Origin of the sequence: Chryseobacterium daecheongense (genome assembly GCF_003729955.1) — a bacterium.
GTDB lineage: Bacteria > Bacteroidota > Bacteroidia > Flavobacteriales > Weeksellaceae > Chryseobacterium > Chryseobacterium daecheongense.
Window position 1 is genome coordinate 154053 of the sequence record NZ_RJTX01000004.1, and the last position, 19026, is coordinate 173078.

Annotated in this window: 15 protein-coding genes; 6 read left to right on the forward strand and 9 right to left on the reverse strand. The window is 35.2% G+C overall.

The window, feature by feature from the left end; translation table 11 throughout:
* Window positions 1–14 precede the first annotated feature (14 nt).
* From EGI05_RS14020 to smpB, 3 genes are all read right to left on the reverse strand, one after another.
* Complete coding sequence (locus EGI05_RS14020; protein ID WP_123263679.1) at window positions 15–755, reverse strand: YebC/PmpR family DNA-binding transcriptional regulator; 741 nt, start codon at window positions 753–755, stop codon at window positions 15–17.
* Window positions 756–849: 94 nt separating this feature from the next.
* A complete protein-coding gene (locus tag EGI05_RS14025) occupies window positions 850–2334 on the reverse strand; it encodes an OmpA family protein (protein WP_123263680.1) in 1485 nt (494 codons plus the stop codon).
* A gap of 77 nt (window positions 2335–2411) precedes the next feature.
* Window positions 2412–2870, reverse strand: a complete 459-nt coding sequence (gene smpB / locus EGI05_RS14030) for an SsrA-binding protein SmpB (RefSeq protein ID WP_123263681.1) — start codon at window positions 2868–2870, stop codon at window positions 2412–2414.
* 204 nt (window positions 2871–3074) lie between these two features.
* Here smpB and EGI05_RS14035 point away from each other — a divergent pair, with 204 nt between their 5' ends.
* The 4 genes from EGI05_RS14035 to EGI05_RS14050 all read left to right on the forward strand — a co-directional run bounded on the left by EGI05_RS14035 (window position 3075) and on the right by EGI05_RS14050 (window position 7503).
* Window positions 3075–4697 carry an ABC-F family ATP-binding cassette domain-containing protein gene (locus EGI05_RS14035; protein WP_123263682.1) on the forward strand — a complete coding sequence of 541 codons (1623 nt, stop codon included), beginning with the start codon at window positions 3075–3077 and terminating at the stop codon, window positions 4695–4697.
* Window positions 4698–4781: 84 nt separating this feature from the next.
* On the forward strand, window positions 4782–6494 hold the full coding sequence (gene recJ / locus EGI05_RS14040; RefSeq protein WP_123263683.1) for a single-stranded-DNA-specific exonuclease RecJ: 1713 nt from the start codon (window positions 4782–4784) through the stop codon (window positions 6492–6494).
* Between the two features lie 36 nt (window positions 6495–6530).
* Complete coding sequence (gene nadD / locus EGI05_RS14045; RefSeq protein WP_123263684.1) at window positions 6531–7115, forward strand: nicotinate (nicotinamide) nucleotide adenylyltransferase; 585 nt, start codon at window positions 6531–6533, stop codon at window positions 7113–7115.
* 46 nt (window positions 7116–7161) lie between these two features.
* Window positions 7162–7503, forward strand: a complete 342-nt coding sequence (locus EGI05_RS14050; RefSeq protein ID WP_123263685.1) for a DUF3817 domain-containing protein — start codon at window positions 7162–7164, stop codon at window positions 7501–7503.
* A gap of 31 nt (window positions 7504–7534) precedes the next feature.
* Here EGI05_RS14050 and EGI05_RS14055 read toward each other — a convergent pair whose 3' ends face one another.
* Window positions 7535–9295 (reverse strand): carboxypeptidase-like regulatory domain-containing protein, encoded by a 1761-nt coding sequence (locus EGI05_RS14055; RefSeq protein WP_123263686.1) that lies wholly within the window; start codon window positions 9293–9295, stop codon window positions 7535–7537.
* A 308-nt stretch (window positions 9296–9603) separates the two neighbouring features.
* Between EGI05_RS14055 and EGI05_RS14060 the strand changes: the two genes are divergently transcribed.
* Both EGI05_RS14060 and EGI05_RS14065 read left to right on the forward strand, forming a co-directional pair.
* The gene (locus EGI05_RS14060; RefSeq protein WP_123263687.1) at window positions 9604–11895 is read left to right on the forward strand and encodes an outer membrane beta-barrel family protein; all 2292 of its coding nucleotides are present in this window, start codon (window positions 9604–9606) and stop codon (window positions 11893–11895) included.
* 55 nt (window positions 11896–11950) lie between these two features.
* On the forward strand, window positions 11951–12829 hold the full coding sequence (locus EGI05_RS14065; RefSeq protein WP_228428619.1) for an alpha/beta hydrolase: 879 nt from the start codon (window positions 11951–11953) through the stop codon (window positions 12827–12829).
* A gap of 31 nt (window positions 12830–12860) precedes the next feature.
* Here EGI05_RS14065 and EGI05_RS14070 read toward each other — a convergent pair whose 3' ends face one another.
* Genes EGI05_RS14070 through EGI05_RS14090 form a run of 5 tightly spaced genes read right to left on the reverse strand, consistent with a single transcriptional unit; the run spans window position 12861 to window position 19015 of the window.
* Entirely contained in the window at window positions 12861–14615 is a 1755-nt protein-coding gene (locus tag EGI05_RS14070; protein WP_123264373.1) for a discoidin domain-containing protein, read from the reverse strand.
* A gap of 25 nt (window positions 14616–14640) precedes the next feature.
* The gene (locus tag EGI05_RS14075; RefSeq protein WP_123263688.1) at window positions 14641–15666 is read right to left on the reverse strand and encodes a hypothetical protein; all 1026 of its coding nucleotides are present in this window, start codon (window positions 15664–15666) and stop codon (window positions 14641–14643) included.
* A 56-nt stretch (window positions 15667–15722) separates the two neighbouring features.
* A complete protein-coding gene (locus EGI05_RS14080; RefSeq protein WP_228428620.1) occupies window positions 15723–17264 on the reverse strand; it encodes an NAD(P)/FAD-dependent oxidoreductase in 1542 nt (513 codons plus the stop codon).
* Window positions 17265–17289: 25 nt separating this feature from the next.
* Entirely contained in the window at window positions 17290–18807 is a 1518-nt protein-coding gene (locus EGI05_RS14085) for a polyamine aminopropyltransferase (RefSeq protein WP_123263690.1), read from the reverse strand.
* Window positions 18800–19015: a DUF350 domain-containing protein gene (locus tag EGI05_RS14090; protein WP_123263691.1), complete on the reverse strand. Its 216-nt coding sequence runs from the start codon at window positions 19013–19015 to the stop codon at window positions 18800–18802. The genes EGI05_RS14085 and EGI05_RS14090 overlap by 8 nt, the downstream gene beginning before the upstream one ends.
* Window positions 19016–19026 lie beyond the last annotated feature (11 nt).

Sequence of the window (19026 nt, forward strand, 5' to 3'; positions counted from 1 at the left end):
ATGTTATGTTAATTTTATAGAGAGTTCATTAACTCTTCTGTAATTTCCATGTTGTGATACACGTTTTGTACGTCATCATCTTCTTCAAAACGTTCAAGCATTTTCATATTTGCTTTGAACTGTTCCTCGGTTACTTCTTTTGTATTGTTCGGAATTCTTTGAAGCTCTGCGCTTTTCACTTCAATTCCCAATTCATCTAATTTATGAGACATAGAACCAAAATCTTCGAAAGCTGTGGTAATCATTACTTCCTCTTCGTCTTTGTCAATTTCCTCTGCACCCCCGTCAATCATTTCCATTTCAAAATCATCCCAATCCATTTTAATTTGAGATAAATCTATATTGAAAATTCCTTTTCTATCAAAGATAAATGCAAGTTCACCATTCTTACCAAGGTTACCGTCAAACTTATTGAAAACGGCTCTTACGTTAGCAACAGTTCTTGTTGTATTATTTGTGGTACATTCAACAAAAAATGCTACTCCACCCTGTCCATAACCTTCGTAAGTAACTTCTTCGTAGTTTTCAGCATCAGCACCGCTTGCCTTTTTGATAGCTCTTTCTACATTATCTTTCGGCATATTGGCTCCTTTCGCATTCTGGATGCATCTTCTCAATGCCGGATTAGATTCAGGATCTGGACCACCTGCTTTTACAGCCAAGGCTATATCTTTACCAATTTTAGAGAATGTTTTGGCCATTTTATCCCAACGGGCCATTTTAGAAGCTTTTCTATATTCAAATGCTCTTCCCATTTTATTTTTTAAATTTTCGACAAAATTACTTAAAAGTGAACGAAAAAAAAATACCTCCAAAAACTTGGAGGTATTTATTATTTAGAAAAATTAATTATTTTTTCTTTTTAACTACTTTTTTCTTAGCCGGAGCTTTTTTAGTAGCCTTTTTCACTGGAGCATCTTCGTAATCTTTTTTCTTGATTGCGTTCCACTCATCAGCACTTTCAATAGCTTTTACAACTACTTTTCTGTCAACTTGTCTTTCAGCGTCAGAAGCTTTTTCAGAAACTGTAGCTTTAGATTCACCAACACCTACTGATTTAAGAGCGTTAGCATCTACACCTCTAGCATCTAGGGCAGCAACTACTGCAGCAGCTCTTTCTCTAGAAAGTTTCAAGTTGTAAGCTTCAGATCCTTTAGCATCAGTTCTACCTTCTAATAGATAGTTACCACCATCTTTGTTGATTAGAGCAGCAGCTCTGTCTAATGCATCTTTAGATTCTGGCTTGATAGTCGCTTTGTTGAAGTCGAAGTAAACGTTTTTGAATTCGTTCTCTACTTCAATAGCAGTTTGTGTCTTAGGCTTAGGACATCCGTTGTATTCTGGTAAACCAGGAACTGTAGGACAAGCATCGTCTTTATCTAAGATACCGTCACCATCTGTATCTGGCCAAGGACAACCGTTGTTTTCAGCTGGACCTGCTACTGTAGGACAAGCATCGTCTTTATCGATAACACCGTCACCATCTGTATCTGGCCAAGGACAACCGTTGTTTTCAACTGGTCCTGCTACGTCTGGACATTGATCGTCTTTATCTGGAACTCCGTCACCGTCAGTATCAGGACATCCTTGGAACTCAGGTAAACCTGGAGTATCTGGACAAAGATCATCTTTATCTAAGATTCCATCTTTATCTCTATCTCTGTTACCAAATCTAAAGTTCAAAGATGCAGAAGCTTGCCAGAAGTTAGCTACTGTAGATTTATCACCTGGAGTTGAAACATAATCTCCTTGGATACCAAGACCGAAGTTTTTAGTTAACCAGAAGTTAGCTCCAGCACCAGTAGAAACTGTAAAGAAGTTAGCTTTACCATTTTCGTTTCCGTTTTCACCGTTAGAGATCAATTCTCCATTAGCATCAGTTCTTGGGAAAGTAAGATCAGTGTAGTCATGTCTTAAATAGTTAGCACCCACTCTTAAATATGGGTCAAACCAAGACTCTTCATTCCACAAAAGACCTGCTGCCTTAGCTTGGAAACCAAGACCTGACATAAGGAAGAATTCTTTCCCCATGTTGAATCTCTTATTATCAACATTTCCTACGGAAGTCTGCCAGTCGATAACTAAACCTTTACCAATATTTCTAGCAACTGTTAGTTTAGACAATGGAGGTGTAATAGAGAAGTTGTTCACATTGAACATTGTCTTCGTCAAATTATTAGCAGAGAACGTATTACTGAAATTACCTCTCTGTGCCATATGGTTTTCCGCATGAGCACCAACTCCGATCAACCACGGATTGTTGGTAGTCTGAGCGAATACAGTAGAAGCAACAGTAAGTGCCAATGCTGAAATTCCTAATTTTAGATTTTTCATAGAATTAAATGATTAAATAATTGATAATGCAAAATAAATATAATTTTTCTTTATATACAAAGTTTTTTAAATGATTTTTAACTTTTCTTTAATATTCTATCCAGGTTTCGTTTATTTTCTCTATCTTTTATGCTCTCCCTTTTATCAAAAAGCTTTTTCCCTCTTCCCAACGCTATTAAAACCTTTGCTTTTCCCTTATCATTGATATATAGCTTTAAAGGTATAATGGTATTCCCTACATCCTTTAGCTTTTTTTCCAGTCTTTGCAATTCTTTTTTGTGCAACAGCAATTTCCGTTCCCTTTTTGTTTTGTGATTGTAAAAAGTTCCCAATTTATACTCATCAATCATCATATTAATAATGTATAATTCCCCATCAATAAACTGACAGAAGGATTCTGTGATAGAGGCTTTGGAAGATCGCAAAGATTTTATTTCCGTACCTGTCAAAACCATTCCAGCTTCCACTTCTTCGATGATTTCATACTCAAATCTGGCTCTTCTGTTTAATATATTGACTGTTTTTTCAATCTTCATTTTAAGTTTGTATATATTATGGATGTAAAAATTTAATAAAGTTGCACCTTACTTCGCTAAATTGTTCATTCAGCGCTATTGCATTTATTAAATTTAATGTAATGAAATATATAAAAAATACTTCTCATTTAAAAACTTGACTATTATAATATTACGAAATACCCAAATTCTTTTTGTATTTTTGCGCCAAATTTACAAAACAATATGTTAACAGTATCTAACTTATCTTTACAATTCGGGAAAAGAGTTCTTTTTGACGAGGTAAATATTATGTTTACCAAAGGAAACTGCTACGGAATTATCGGAGCAAATGGAGCAGGAAAGTCTACATTCCTTAAAATATTAACAGGAAAGCAAGATCCAACTACAGGAAACGTATCTCTGGAACCAGGGAAAAGAATGTCAGTTTTGGAGCAGGATCACTTTGCTTATGATCAATATACTGTTCTTGAAGCTGTTTTGAGAGGAAACAAGAAATTATTCGAGATAAAAGAGGAAATGGATGCATTGTATGCTAAAGAAGATTTCTCTGATGAAGATGGTATTAAAGCGGGTGAGCTTGGTGTGATTTATGATGAGATGGGAGGATGGACTGCAGAATCTGATGCTCAGACAATGCTTTCAAATGTTGGTATTTCAGAAGATATGCATTGGCAAATGATGAGCGAACTTGAGAATAAGGATAAAGTAAAAGTCCTTTTGGCTCAGGCTCTTTTTGGTAATCCTGATGTATTGATTCTGGATGAGCCTACGAATGACCTTGATATCGATACCATTTCCTGGTTAGAAGATTTCCTTGCGGATTATGAAAACACGGTAATCGTGGTTTCTCACGACCGTCACTTCCTGGATACGGTTTGTACGCATATCGGAGATTTAGATTATGCTAAACTTAACCTTTATACAGGTAACTATTCTTTCTGGTATCAGGCTTCTCAGTTAGCGACAAGACAAAGAGCTCAGGCTAACAAAAAAGCTGAAGAAAAGAAGAAAGAACTTCAGGACTTCATCGCAAGATTTAGTTCAAACGTTGCTAAAGCTAAACAGGCAACCGCAAGAAAGAAAATGATCGATAAATTGAACATCGATGATATCAAACCTTCTTCAAGAAGATATCCTGCTATTATTTTCGAAATGGAAAGAGAGGCGGGAGATCAGATCTTAGATGTAAAAGGTCTTGAAAAAACAAAAGACGGAGAATTGCTTTTCTCTAACATTGATTTAAATCTTAAAAAAGGAGATAAAGTAGCAGTACTTTCAAAAAACTCTTTAGCTATCACAGAATTTTTTGAAATTTTAGCTGGAAACACTGAAGCTGATAAAGGAACAATTGCATGGGGTGTTACCACCAACCAATCTCACATGCCTCTAGATAACACCAACTTCTTCCAGGAAGATATCAACCTGGTTGACTGGTTGAGACAATTCACGAAAAATGATGAAGAGCGTCACGAAGAATTCGTAAGAGGATTTCTGGGAAGAATGCTATTCTCAGGAGATGAAGCTTTAAAATCTTGTAAAGTTCTTTCAGGAGGTGAAAAGATGAGATGTATGTTCAGCAGAATGATGCTTCAGAAAGCTAATGTTCTTTTATTAGACGAGCCTACGAACCACCTGGATCTTGAAAGTATCACTACATTGAATAACTCTTTATCCAACTTCAAAGGAAATATCTTATTGGCATCTCATGACCACGAAATGCTTCAGACTGTCTGTAACAGGGTTATCGAATTGACTCCTAACGGAATTATCGACAGAGAAATGACTTACGATGAATACCTGGCAGATAAGAAGGTAAAAGAATTAAGAGAGAAAATGTATTCTTAAATAGACAGACCGTTCAAAACTTGAACGGTTTTTTTTATTTTATACTTATTTACTTTTTAAAATATAATTCCCTATTTTTGTGAAATGAGTCAAAAATGGATTTATAAGCCCGAACCTGATGAGGAAATTGTAGACAGATTAAGTTCGTCACTTGGTTTTGGAACTTTCGAATCTAAACTTCTCGTTCTTAGAGGAATTGACAATTATCAGAAGGCCCGAGAGTTTTTCAAACCAAACCTTAACGATATACACAGCCCTTTTTTAATGGCCGACATGCAGAAAGCTGTTGAGCGTATTGCTACTGCCATTGAAAACGGAGAAAAAATATTGGTATATGGCGACTACGACGTAGACGGCACTACCGCCGTTGCATTAATGTACCTATACCTCAGCAAAATTGTTGAGAAAAAATATCTTGATTATTATATTCCTGACAGAAATTCGGAAGGATATGGAATTTCTACAGAAGGAATTGATTTTGCCAAAGACAATGGTTTTTCTTTAATCATTGCCTTAGACTGCGGAATTAAGGCCATTGATATGGTGAACTATGCAGAAAGTCTGGGTATTGATTTTATTATTTGTGACCATCACCTTCCGGGGGAAGAAATCCCTAATGCAGCAGCTGTACTGGATCCTAAAAGAAGTGATTGCCGGTATCCGTTTAAAGAATTATCCGGATGTGGAGTGGGTTTCAAATTATGTCAGGGATTGAATACCATTTATAAAATTCCTGAAGCCGAATTATTTGAACTTACAGATCTCCTAGCCATCTCGATTGCTGCTGATATTGTATCTATGACCGGAGAAAACAGGGTCTTAGCAAAAATGGGACTGAAAACATTGAGGAAGACAAGAAATATGGGATTAAGACTCTTAATTCCTGAAGATAAGCTTTCTCATTTTGAAATTTCGAATATTGTTTTTGAAATTGCCCCTAAAATTAATGCTGCAGGAAGAATTTCTCACGGAAAAGCAGCTGTAGAGTTAATGGTTTCTGACAATTTGAAGCATGCTCATCAAATTGTTGATGATATTATGAACCTCAATGATGAAAGACGTGAGCTGGATATGAACTCTACGCTTTCAGCTTTAAACCAGATCATTGAGTCTCAACAGGAAACCAAACATACCACGATCGTTTATCATCCTGAATGGAACAAAGGTGTTATCGGAATTGTAGCCTCAAGACTTATTGAGACTTATTACAAACCTACTTTGGTTTTTACGGACGGTAATAATGGAGAAATGGTTGCTTCCGCAAGATCTGTTTCTGACTTCGATGTTCACGAAGCATTGGATCTTTGCTCAGAATATTTCCTGAAATTCGGTGGTCATCATGCCGCGGCAGGGCTTTCCATGGAAAAGGATAAATTTGAAGCGTTCAAAGAGAAATTTGAAAAAATTGTTTCGGAAAAGATCAAAGAACATCAGAAGGAACCTTCCGTGACGATAGATTCTGAAATCCAAATTGATGAGATCAACAGAGAGTTTATTAACTTCCACAGGAAACTAGCTCCTTTTGGTCCTCATAATATGAAACCTATTCTTACTTTAACGAATCAGAAAGTTTCAGGATATGTAAAAACAATGGGTAAAGATAACAATCACCTGAAATTTTTCATTAAACAAGAATCTACAGGTAGAAATATAGAATGTGTAGGCTTTAAACTAGGACAGTTTGCTGAAGATTTCAGGAATAAAAATTTTGATATTGCCTTTACTTTAGAAGAGAATCACTGGAAAGGAAATGTAACACATTATTTAAATATAAAGGACGTAAAGTTCAGGGATTGATTTCCACTCTTGATTCCTGAATCCTAATTCTATTTCATGAAAAAAGTTGGTTTATTTTTCGGATCCTTCAACCCTATTCATATTGGTCATATAATTTTAGCGAATTATATTTTAGAAAACTCGGATATGGATGAATTGTGGTTTGTAGTGAGCCCACAGAATCCGTTTAAGGATAAAAAATCTTTATTGAAAGACCACAACAGGCTTGATATGGTACAGCTTGCGGTAAAAAATTATCCTAAAATGCGGGCTTCGAATGTGGAGTTTTCACTGCCAAAACCTAGCTATACGATCGATACTTTAACTTATCTTCATGAAAAATATCCTGATTATTCTTTCAGCCTGATTATGGGAGAGGATAATCTCGGAAGCCTTCATAAATGGAAAAATGCTGAGACTTTAATTAAAAATCATCATATTATTGTATACCCGAGAGTTTTTGACGGTGAGAAAAAAGATTCGGAATATTTACAGCATGAGAATATATCTTTGGTGAAAGCCCCGGTTATAGAACTTTCTGCAACGGAGATCCGAAATATGATCAAACAGGGGAAAAATGTACGTCCTATGCTTCCTCCAGAAGTTTTCGAATATTTGGATGGAAGTAGTTTTTATAAATAACTTAGATGTTAGAAATTAGATTTTAGAATTTACTCATAACCGTATCATGAATTTCATCGATAAATTTTTCTCAAAATATCCCCAGGAAAAAATCATCAAATGGTTTAAACAAATTTGTATTGCAGAAGCCATTTCCTGTCTATTGCTTTATGGTATTGCCATGGTCTGGAAAAGATATGATGAAGAAGGGCTTCTTTCAACCATTTTCATTATTGCCGTAGGAAATATCCATGGCCTTTTCTTTACATTATATCTTCTGCTTTGCTTACCTGCAAGAAAAATCTTTGAATGGGATGATGAAGATTTTGTTTATGCCTTACTGGCAGCATTTTTCCCATTTGCTACAATTTGGGTGGATAAAACATTAGCTAAATTCGACAGAGAATAAAAAAGAGGCTTTTAAAAAGCCCCTTTTTATATTAGTGATCTCTTTTTACATGCCCTGTTACAGACAGTGTTCTTGTTACTGCTGGACTGACTGACGAATCAGTATAGGTCCCATTGATCGTAAAATCTATATAATCATTTACTGCCCCGAAATGATTTACCTGTAAAGTCAGGTTATTACCTTGCGCAGGAACGGGAATATTTGGGCTTGTCATTACTGTAAATCCTGTAGTATATGTTCCCACTGAATTTACCCCGGTGGATTGAAAATTGAAATAGGTATTTACCCCAACTGGGCTTTGATAATGATTAATATTAAGAATATTAATATCCAGACTGGCATTGAAACCTAAGATACATTGCTGTACGGGCTGAGCATCAATTTGATAATAGACGAATTCACTTACAGTAGTACAAACCGGGATATTTCCAAGATTGGTAACCGGAGATACTCCAATAAAATTGATTTCTCCTGAAGTTTGAAGATTGGTAAGATCAAATCCTTCCAGAATAAATTGTTGACTGCTTGAACATGCCGGTGTATTAATGGTAAAAGCTCCGTTTGTCACTAAGGCAGTAATTGTTTGAAAGTAGCTTGCTGATCCTGCAAATTTTAAAGCAACAACGCCATTGGTGACATCCGCTCCGGAACAGGTTTTCAATGTTCCTTTAATTGTATAAGTATTCCCATTAGGAATTACAATATCCGGTAGCGTAGTCGTAGAATTTGGGGCAAAAGGACCAATCGTCGTTGTAGAAATCACCGTATTACAAACATCATACACTTTCATAGTAAGTGTTTCATTGGCTGGGACAATCCCTGAAGCCACACCTAAATTATCTGTAAAAGCATACGTTTCATACGTCTGACTATTTCTTTTCAAGCCTATTTTTATGTTGCTTACAGGTTGTCCGGAAGCATTTTTAACGTTTACTTTCAAGATACTCTGAGCAAACTGGGCATCACAATTCCACCATGAGAAATGACTTACATTTCCTACATACGTATTTCCTACTTTATTAGCAACGCCTTCTTCCTGCCAGATTCCTGTTTCTTCATTGAAGGACCATAAAGGAATCGTACTTGGTGAAGTTGCTGTTTGTGCAGGATCCAATGGTACAGTCACTTCTGCCGTATGTCCGCTCGCAATCTGGAGATTTTGTCCGGAAGCTCCGGTAAGCTGTACATGCAACATTCCATAGGTTTCCATGATCCTGGCATTCCCATTGGAATTGGTCGCCAGAAAAGAACCGGGCATTAGTTCATTCAGATACTGATCCGACGGGCTTAAGTGAAATAAAGCAACACTTACATTTCCGCTATATGCATTTCCACTTGCATCTTTGAAACTTCCGTCGAATTTCACTTTTGTTCCATTCGGTAAAGAAACTGTAGCTGTAGCTCCGGAAGCAATAGTGGCTGTTGTTGTCACAGGAATCATCATAATGTTCACTCGGTTGTCTCCATTGGTAGGAACCAATGCTCTTGATGCATTCACGTAGCCGGCCTTATTCACTTTGATGTAAGCAAAATTTTCTTTAACCTGGGCATTTTTAATGGTAAACAGACCTTTCGAATTGGTTTGTACAGTACTCGTTCCAATGGTTACGGTTGCCCCGGAAACCGGAGTCCCGTTGGTAGCGATCACCTGTCCCTGAAAGTTTTTTTGAGCCGTATTTCCAAAGTTGAAATTGGATTCAGGGTGAGTAGTGTTCTCTTCATCTATATAATAATCACTTTTACATGAAAATAATACAAATAATACTAAAAATAAGGAGTAAATGTGTTTCATATATTATTAATTTTTTGATTTTCACTAAATTAATCATAAAACACATACGATAGATTCAGTTTATGCTTTTTTATCATTTTTTTTAAATTTTAAGTTCAGCATGTAACAAATCACGAGCTAAGATTGTCTAATTAAGTAACAAGTCAATCGTAGTAAAATTTCAACTTAATTTTTATTAGCTGAAAATCAATAAGTTAAATTGAGTATAAAATTATTTTTACTACTTTGTATTGCAAGATACTTAAATTATTATATATCTTTGCAATGTTAAATAATAACAAATACAAGCTATTAATAAATTAAAAGTCATGAAAACGCCAATTCTCATCGCAGCTCTATTTTTCAGCGGACTAACTTTCGCTCAACAAAATAAACCGGACTCAATAAAAACCCCTAATAATGAAGGTGTTCAACATATTGAAGGAGTAACTCTCACAAAACAGGTTTTCAAAAAGCAAAGTGACCGTTTTGTATATGATGTGGCATCTTCTCCTGTAACCAAAGGAAATACTACTTTCGATTTATTGAAGCAGACTCCTCTTCTGTCTACTACTGATGATAAAACATTAAAGATTGCAGGAAAAAACAATGCTTTAATTTATATCAATGGAAGAAAAACCAATATGGATGCAGAATCTTTGGTGCAATTCCTGAAGAACACACCCGCAGAAAATATTCAGAAGATCGAAGTCATTACGGTTCCGGGAAGTGAATATCAGGTGGAATCTTCAGATGGAATCATCAATATCGTTCTGAAGAAAAAGATGAGTGACGGAACCAGCGGTAATATGAGAATGTCTAATAGCCAGAACAAATATAATTCAAGCTCAGCAAGTTTCTCCCTTAATTATAGAAAGGATAAATTAGGAATCAATGCCAACTTAAATGGTGCAGAAAATATTCAGCCACAGACTTATATTTTAAGAAACGGAACAGATAAGGTTAAAAATGAGTCAACAGGAGATATTGATGATCCAAATAAAAATATAGGAGGCTATATAAATGTGGATTATCAGCTTACGGATAAAAGCAATTTAGCATTATCTTGGAATTCATGGGCCAACAGAAGTTATAATTCTACCATCAATTTGCTGAACAAGATCACTCAATATGACAATAATGGTCATCTGATCTCTACAGATTATACCCGCACCAAAAATAAAGAGAATGCCCGCAATTATAATAACTCAGTGAACCTCAACTATGAATTGAAACTGGATTCTCTTGGAAGCAAATTGAATGTAAATGCAGCTTATCTCAATTATAAAAGATTTCAGTATTCTGATAACAACACCATGCTTCCGGGAGCAATGAATGATTTTTCTCTGACAGGAAAAAAGATTATCCAGGATATTCCTCAGATCATCAACAACTTTTCAGGTACTGTAGATTACGTACAAAAGTTTAAAAATGATTTTACATTCTCTGCGGGAGGAAACTTTAACAAAACAAAAACAGACAACGATACAAAGAACTATACATATCAGTTCGTAGATCAAGATGGTAATCCGATTCCTAATGTTCAGCCGAAACTGGATTTCAATCATTTTATTTATGATGAAAGCATTTATGGTCTGTATGTGACCTTTGAAAAGAAATTTTCAGACAAGTTTTCAGGAAAAGTAGGGACAAGATATGAGATCACCAATAGTTTAGGAACAGCAGATAATCCTCAAAATCCTGTGGAAGCACAACGTCATCAGAGAATTGATAGAGATTATAAGAACCTCCTGCCTTATCTGAGCTTCAACTATGCGATCAATGACAAGAATAACATCTCCTATTCATTCTCAAGCCGAATGAGAAGACCAAGCTTCTGGGAACTGAATCCTGTAAAAAATTATATCACGGAAGATAATTACACGCAAAACAATCCTTTTGTAAAAGCGTCTTCTACCTACAATCAGGAATTAACGTATATGTATAAGAATTCTTACTTCCTGATCCTCAATCATTCATTATTCAAAGATGTAATTACACAGGTTCCTTTACAGAGAAAGTATATGGAAAATGGTATTGAAAAGGTGCAGCTTGCCTATATCAGAACCAATTTCGGAACAAAACAGGAAATGTCTGCAATGGTAGGAATGCAAAAAACATTCTTTAAACAATATTTAACGACTAATTTCAACATCGGAGTTCAGCATAACATCAATGACGGTACGTTGAATACAGACCCGACAACAGGACAGGTTTTTGATATGTATACGAACAACACAAAATCTACAAGTTTGGTGATTCAAACCAATAACACGATCCGGTTGGATAAAAAGAAAACATGGTTCCTTGGAGTTAATTATTTCTTCGTAGACAAGCAACAAATTGAGCTTGGATTATTGAAAAACCTGATGAGCCTTGATTTAAGCTTAAAGAAAAACTGGAACGACTGGACTTTTGCCGTAAACGTCAATGATGTTTTCAGAACCAATATGGTGGAAATTGAAGATTACCAAAGCTCCGGAAACTATAACTACATCAGAAACGACCAATACAGAAGAAACATGACTGTGAGCATTACGTATAACTTCGGAAACCAGAAAGTGAAAAAAGTAAGAGACATTGAAAGTGCTTCTGATGACATTAAAAACAGAACAAGATAAAAAACAATCATTTCTTCATATTTTTATTTTTGTACGAAAACTCGCTGAGCAATCAGTGAGTTTTTTTACCTTTATGATGATGAGATTTTTAAGATTCATATTCGGATTTCTTTTTATAGCTGCAATGATGATGAGTTGTAAAAAGAAAACAATTGAGATTGATAAAAGGGTCCATTTTGAAAATCAGGTTAATATCAGTTACGGAAAAGATCCGGAACAAACAATGGACTTATACATTCCTAATGATGGAAAAGAAATAAAAAACGTTTTTCTTATCGTTCATGGTGGTGGATGGCGCGGCGGAGACAAATCGATCTTATCTTCCTTTATATTTTCATTAATGAAAAAGTTTCCGGACTGTATTTTTGCCAATATCAATTACCGGCTGGCTTCCAGCTCTCGGTATGCGTTACCTAATCAGACTGAAGATATTCATCAGGCGATCCTGTTTTTAGAAAGGAAATTACAATATAAATTTGATGTTATTTTACTTGGCAATAGTGCAGGCGGGCATTTATCGATGTTATATGCATACCAATATGATCAGGACAAAAAGATAAAAGCAGTGATTAATATTGTAGGACCTTCCGATCTGTCAGATTCAAATTTTAAAAATTACGAAGATTATTCTTTTGTTGAAAATCATTTAGTAGATCCTGAAATTCTTTCCGATACTATTTCTATGAATGAACTGGCGAGCCCTGTACACTGGATCAGAAAAACCTCAGCTCCTACTCTTTCTTTTTATGGAATGAAAGACGCTATAATCCCTTCATCTCAAAAAGCTATTTTGGATTCTACCTTAGATCAACATCAAGTACCCCGTCAATCTTTTGAATTTAATGGAAACCATGTTGAATGGCTTAAGGAGCCTCATTCCGCTTTTTTAATTAACCATATATCCGAATTTATAAACCTTCTTGATCAAAAATAAAACGCTTTGAAAGGTTCAAAGCGTTTCTTACTTATTCTGATTTTACAACTTCTGTTCGTTCTGAAATACCATTCGCATTGAAAGCTTCGATCTGGAAATAATAAGCATCCGTTCTGTCGGCCCCGGTAAAGAAATATTCATTTTTTCCGTATACCATGATGCTTCCATATAATTTATCAGGAGATTTGCCCCAGTAAATGACATATCCATCCGCATCTGAGTTTTGCTGCCATTTCATCCAGATACTTCTTCTTTCCCCATATTTTTTAGGATCAGCTCTTAACGGAACAAAGTTCTGAACTTTGCCAGGTCTGTTTCCATCACCCTTTCCAAACACTCTGAAACCACTTAATGCAAATTTTCCTGTAGGCATTTTCAGATTTTCCATTTTCAAAAATCTTGCTTTGGCAGGCTTTTCCAGCTCAATATAATCGTGGGGGACATCTTTGGTATTTTTGCTTTTGTCTACAATCACATGCCATTTTTTGCCGTCATTGGATCCGTAGATTTTATATTGGTGCATTTTCCCTAATGTTTTTCCTAAAAACTCCACATCCTGATCTGCATAGTTTACCTGAATCGCATGAATGGTGGAGACTTCTCCCAGATCCGTCTGAAACCATTCTCCTGCATTACCAGTTTTGGCACTCCAATATGTTTTGATATCTTCATCCACCGCATAGTTGGAATGATACCCCCCTAAAGTAGAGGAAACCTGGACAGGTTTGTTATAGTTCAACAACATCCAACCTGAAAAAAGGCCTTTAGTAAAATCTTTTCCTTGGGCATATTGTGGAAGATAAGTCGGGTAATCCCCGTAAGCCGTATTGCAATACATGACATCATCTTTATCAAAACCGGCCGGCCAGATTCCTAATCTTCGTTCGAAATTATTCTTAGTGGAAATAAAAATCGTTGACACATGCCACCAGTTTTTATAATTATCTTCAAAGGTCGCTCCGTGTCCTGCCCCTCTGGCAAAACCACCCGGTTTATAAGAAAATGGATTGTGCTGCTGATATTCAAAGCCTTCCAAGGGATTGTTACTTACATACACCCCATCGGAATATCCACTAAATTCAGTTGCCGGAGCTCCATACTGCATGTAATATTTGCCATTATGTTTGGTCATCCAGGCTCCTTCCACGAAAGGCTGCAGAAAAACATTGTCGTTGTATTCCCCGAATCTTTCCCAACCATGATCTTCCGGTTTCAATTTGATAATGGGCTTTACAAACCCTTCTGACTGTAACGTTTTAACTTTTACTTCCGTTCCTAAAAGCGGCCATTCATTACTTGATCCCCAATATAAATAAAGTTTGTTTTTGTCTTCATCGTAATGAAAAGCAGGATCCCATGCTCCTACTTTTAAAGTATCCACTGCAATTTTCCAGTCATCTTTGGTAGGATTTGTACTTTTCCAGATCGGGAAATCCTGTTCCCATGTAGATCCGAAAACATACAAAGTATCTTTCATTGCCCAAACTGCGGGTGCATTCAGATCATGGATATATTTATTGTCTCTAAGGAATTTTCTTTTGACAAATTTCCAGTCCAGCATATCATCGCTATACCAATATCCTTCCTGGTTGGTTGAAAAAAGAAACAGCTTATTTTTAAAATTCACAATCACCGGATCTGCCGTAGCTCGGTGTTTACCCTGTTTAGAAAAAGATTCAAACGGAGTATAGCCATAATCTATATTAATGGGATTGCAAAAAGTTTTTTGCTGAGCTGTGATATTAATTCCTAGCAAAAAAGCTAACAATAGTAAGTACTTCTGCATCTTTAAATTTTTACTTAAGACAAATTTACTTAACTTTTCCAGGTTTCCTCCAAATAAATCCATCTAATAGGTAATGCGTTAATTGGGGAACAATCAATAAAGGAATCAGAAATTGAAACCAGTTCTTTGAAACTGTAAAGTTCAACGACAAATGTTCCCGCCAAACTAAGACTTCCCATAAAAATTCTTCAAAGAAGGCAAACGCCAAAATAACTCCAATAAATAGGAAAATTCCAAACGTTGATTTAAAAAACGAAAGTATTTGTAATTGGTGATTTTCTTTTTGATTTATCTCTCTGATATAAATCAAAGCTATGTATGGGATTCCATGTGAAACTACATTCAGAAAAGTAAAAACAAGATCATTGTTGAAATATACAATTCCAAAATACCAGGAAACATAGGTTCCCATAATTAAAGCTATTTTGGGAATATTAAACTGCTTCATTTTGAAAACTTCCAGAATGATTTTAATGATCCACACCATTAAAACGATACAGTATAGAACTGTTATGAAATAAGTGTAATCCGGTAATTTTTTCAACCACATAAACTCATTTTCTACAAACCATGTAAAAGCTCTTGGTGTTTTGAACCAATACAACATCGGAAAAATTGTTGCGGAATATATTGCCAGTTCGTCAATCCTCTTACTCCAATTATTGGGTTCAAAGCGAGCATAGATTCGCATGAAGCCATATTGTTGTCTGATAAAATGATATACTGCTATTAAAGCCAAAACCGACCAGAATACCAGACTCCCAAATTGGTATAAACTTAACGCCAGTATCCAACTTAATACCGGAATTCCCCAATACAATATTCTTCTTCTCTGCACTTCACCTTTAACAAAATATGTTTTGAATAAAGTGGAATAAACATGTGCCACATCTACAAAAACAATAAGAAATAACCAAGTATAAAAAGAATATTCACTTTCCAGCTCCTGAATTTGTTTTTGAAATAGGAAAATAATCAGCAGAACCCAAAACGGTGGCAAAAGAATAAACCACCCATCAGTTTTTGCACTATGTATCCAAGGTTGTTTCATATATGGGTATTCATTATCTTATAAGGGTCATATCTTATCATATATCGTAAACGATTTCATATCATTTGCGCTGCTGTTCTTATTCCTTGATAAAATGCTTCTTCAAAAATAGAAATTCCCGATAAATCAGTATGGGCAAAAAATATTTTACCATCATTAGATTGCTTTGCCAGTTGAGAGCGCTCTCTCATCTGACCAGGAACCGGGGCTATCATTGCATGTCCAATTTTATGAAACTGCATTTCCAGAATGTACTCTTCTATTAATGGATGGGCTTTTCTCAAATCCTCTAGAACCAGATTTTTAAGCTGATCTTTTTTCATCGAATATAATTTCTTCCTTGCTTTTCTGCAATCTCCCGTTGAGAAGCTTCGATAATATGTGATTACTTTCTCACCCATGATCTGATCTACATTCTGATGTTGATCATAAATATACCCTAATCCATCTGATCCATAGATCACGTTATCCCAGGCTAATTCTTCATCACCTCCAAATTCATTTTTCAATGTAATGGTAGTTAAAAGCCATGGTACATAATTGAATAAATCAGCTTTTCTATCCTTAAAAATTCTTTCATTAACAAACTGGGGTGTTGCCATTAAAACTTTTTCAGCAATGATCTTTTTTGTTTTTCTCTGAACATTATCAAAGCTTAATACCTCAATTTTATCATCTTTGACCTGAACATCAAAAACTAAATGATTGGGTAAATGTCTTTCTTCTGTATATTTTGAGAAGTGTTTGGCCAGTTTTGCATTTCCTTCCGGCCAAGTAAATACCTGATCTTTATATTTTTCGCTCCAATTGTTCTTTCTTCCTGCAAAATAATGTATTCCTGCCCAAGCGGAAACGTAATCTATACCCAACCCATAATCATCCCTGCAAGAATAATCCAACAGCCAAAGTAATTCTTCCGACTTGTACCCTTCCTGAAAAAGAAAATGTTTAAAGGTTATCTTTTCTAATTGAATGGTATCAAAATGGACCATACTGGAATCTTCAACAGGAATAGCAAACCAATATTTTCCTTGAGAATCTTTTCCTTTCCGGAACTCATCCATTCTTTTAAAAAACCTCTCAAATTCTTCTTGAGTTTCCAAGGAAACTCCCTTTTGTGGAACAATATCATTTTGCCATGAGTTTTTGTAAAATAAACGTTCCTGTTGTGGAAATGTCATCTGATATTCATCTAAAATAGGCTCTCCATTTTCATCGTCACCTAAATAAATTCCACATTCCTCCAGAAACTCAATAATTTCTTTATTCTCTTTGTTTGGCAAAGGAAGATAATGAGCTCCTAATGGAAACTTTGAAAACTTATTTTGTCCGTTTGATGAGTTTCCTCCCAAATGATTCTCCATTTCCAACAGCAGATAGTCACTTTGATTATTTAGACTTAAAAACCTACAAGCAGAAAGTCCGGAAATCCCACCCCCGACAATTAAATATTTCGTTTGCAATCCTTCTGTGGCATCGGGAAAATCTTTTGCCCAGAGTTGATGTCCTAAAATATGATTGGTCCCAGTAATTTTCAGAAGCAAAGACTTCCCTTTCTTTTCACAATATTGTAAAAAAGGAAAAATAAGACTGCCCAAAAATATAGTCTTAATAAAATCTTTCCTACTGTACTTTCCCCCACTCTTCATCAAAATAACGAACTAATATTTGGTTATCCAAACGATTGACTTCGATAGTCTCTGTTTTCATGTCTTTACTGAAATAGGCCATTTGCAGAAAATTGTAATCGTAAAATTTCAAATTGGAAATTCTCCTGTAAATCTTATGATTATCTACCGGTTCAAATGATGCCATTGAAAATCCCCATTCTCCGAATGACGGAACATAGGTATGATACGCTGAAGTAAAAGGAAATATCTGATGAATGGTTTTCTCTATGCACCAGAACGATTTTGGTGCAAAATAAGGGGAAGTTGTCTGAACAACAATTTTTGTATCCTGCGTTGTTACTCTTTCCAATTCTTTATAAAACTGTAAAGAGTATAATTTCCCTAAACTGTAATTGGAAGGATCAGGGAAATCTATGATGACCACATTAAATTTTTGCTTGTTTTCTTTTACCCAAATGTATGCATCCTTATTAATTACTTTTACCTTTTCATTGGATAAGGAATGTTGATTTAGCTGACACATTGTTTCATTGGTCCTGAAAAAATTGGTCATTTCACCATCTAAATCGACTAATACAATATTTTTAACCTCTTTATATTTTAATACTTCTCTAGCGGCAAAACCATCTCCTCCTCCTAATATCAAAACATTATCAATTTTCTTGGCCATTGACATCGCAGGATGTACTAATGCTTCATGATATCGGTATTCATCATTAGAAGAAAACTGCAAGTTATTGTTCAAATATAAACGGAATTCTTTATTGTTTCTTGTCAATACTATCCGTTGATAAGGTGAGCTTTTAGTATAGACTACATTTTCTCCATATAGTTTCTCTTCGGAATAAGATAAAATCTTATCCGAAAAAATAAAAAGTCCTAAAAGCAGCACAAACGCTCCTATTGACTTTGTTCTTAAAGAAAATGGTTTTGACAATTCATTTTTCAGGTAAAAACATAGAAATATGGCAATTGAAATATTGATTAAGCCAAAGAACAGAGGTGTTTTCACAATTCCTAGATTTGGAATCAAGACCAAAGGAAAGAGTATTGAAGCTAATAATGCTCCGATGTAATCAAATGCAAAAACATTTGAAATAAGATCTTTAAAACCTATTCTGTCTTTTAGAATATTCATGAGAAGTGGAATTTCTACTCCAACCAAACAGCCCGTAAAAAAAACAAAAAGATATAAAACGACTTCAAAATGCGCTAAGGTATTAAACAGGATAAATAATACCACTGAACTTATTCCACCAATGATCCCGACAAGTACTTCAATTTCTATGAATTTATCTATCAAGTTTCCTTTGATAAATTTTGCCAAATAAGATCCAACTCCCATTGAAAAAAGATAAACCCCAATAATGAAAGAAAATTGTTTCACCGAATCTCCTAACAGATAACTTGCCAATGCTCCTGCAACTAATTCATAAATAAGTCCACATGTAGCAATAACAAATACTGAGAACAGTAAAAGAAGTTCAAGAGGAATCCTCTTTTTATCCATGAATTGCCGCACTTATAATAATTGATATTCCAATAATAAATGCTCCAAAAATAATAGCTAAAGCAATATTTTGATTCTTAGAAATTTCCTGCCACGTCTTTTCCGGCGTTAATTTCTCAATGATTAAATAGCACACCAATAAAATAGCAAATCCCAGAAATGCATAAAGAATTGAATTCAATATTGGTAATAAATTGATCTTGTCCATAGTTTATATTT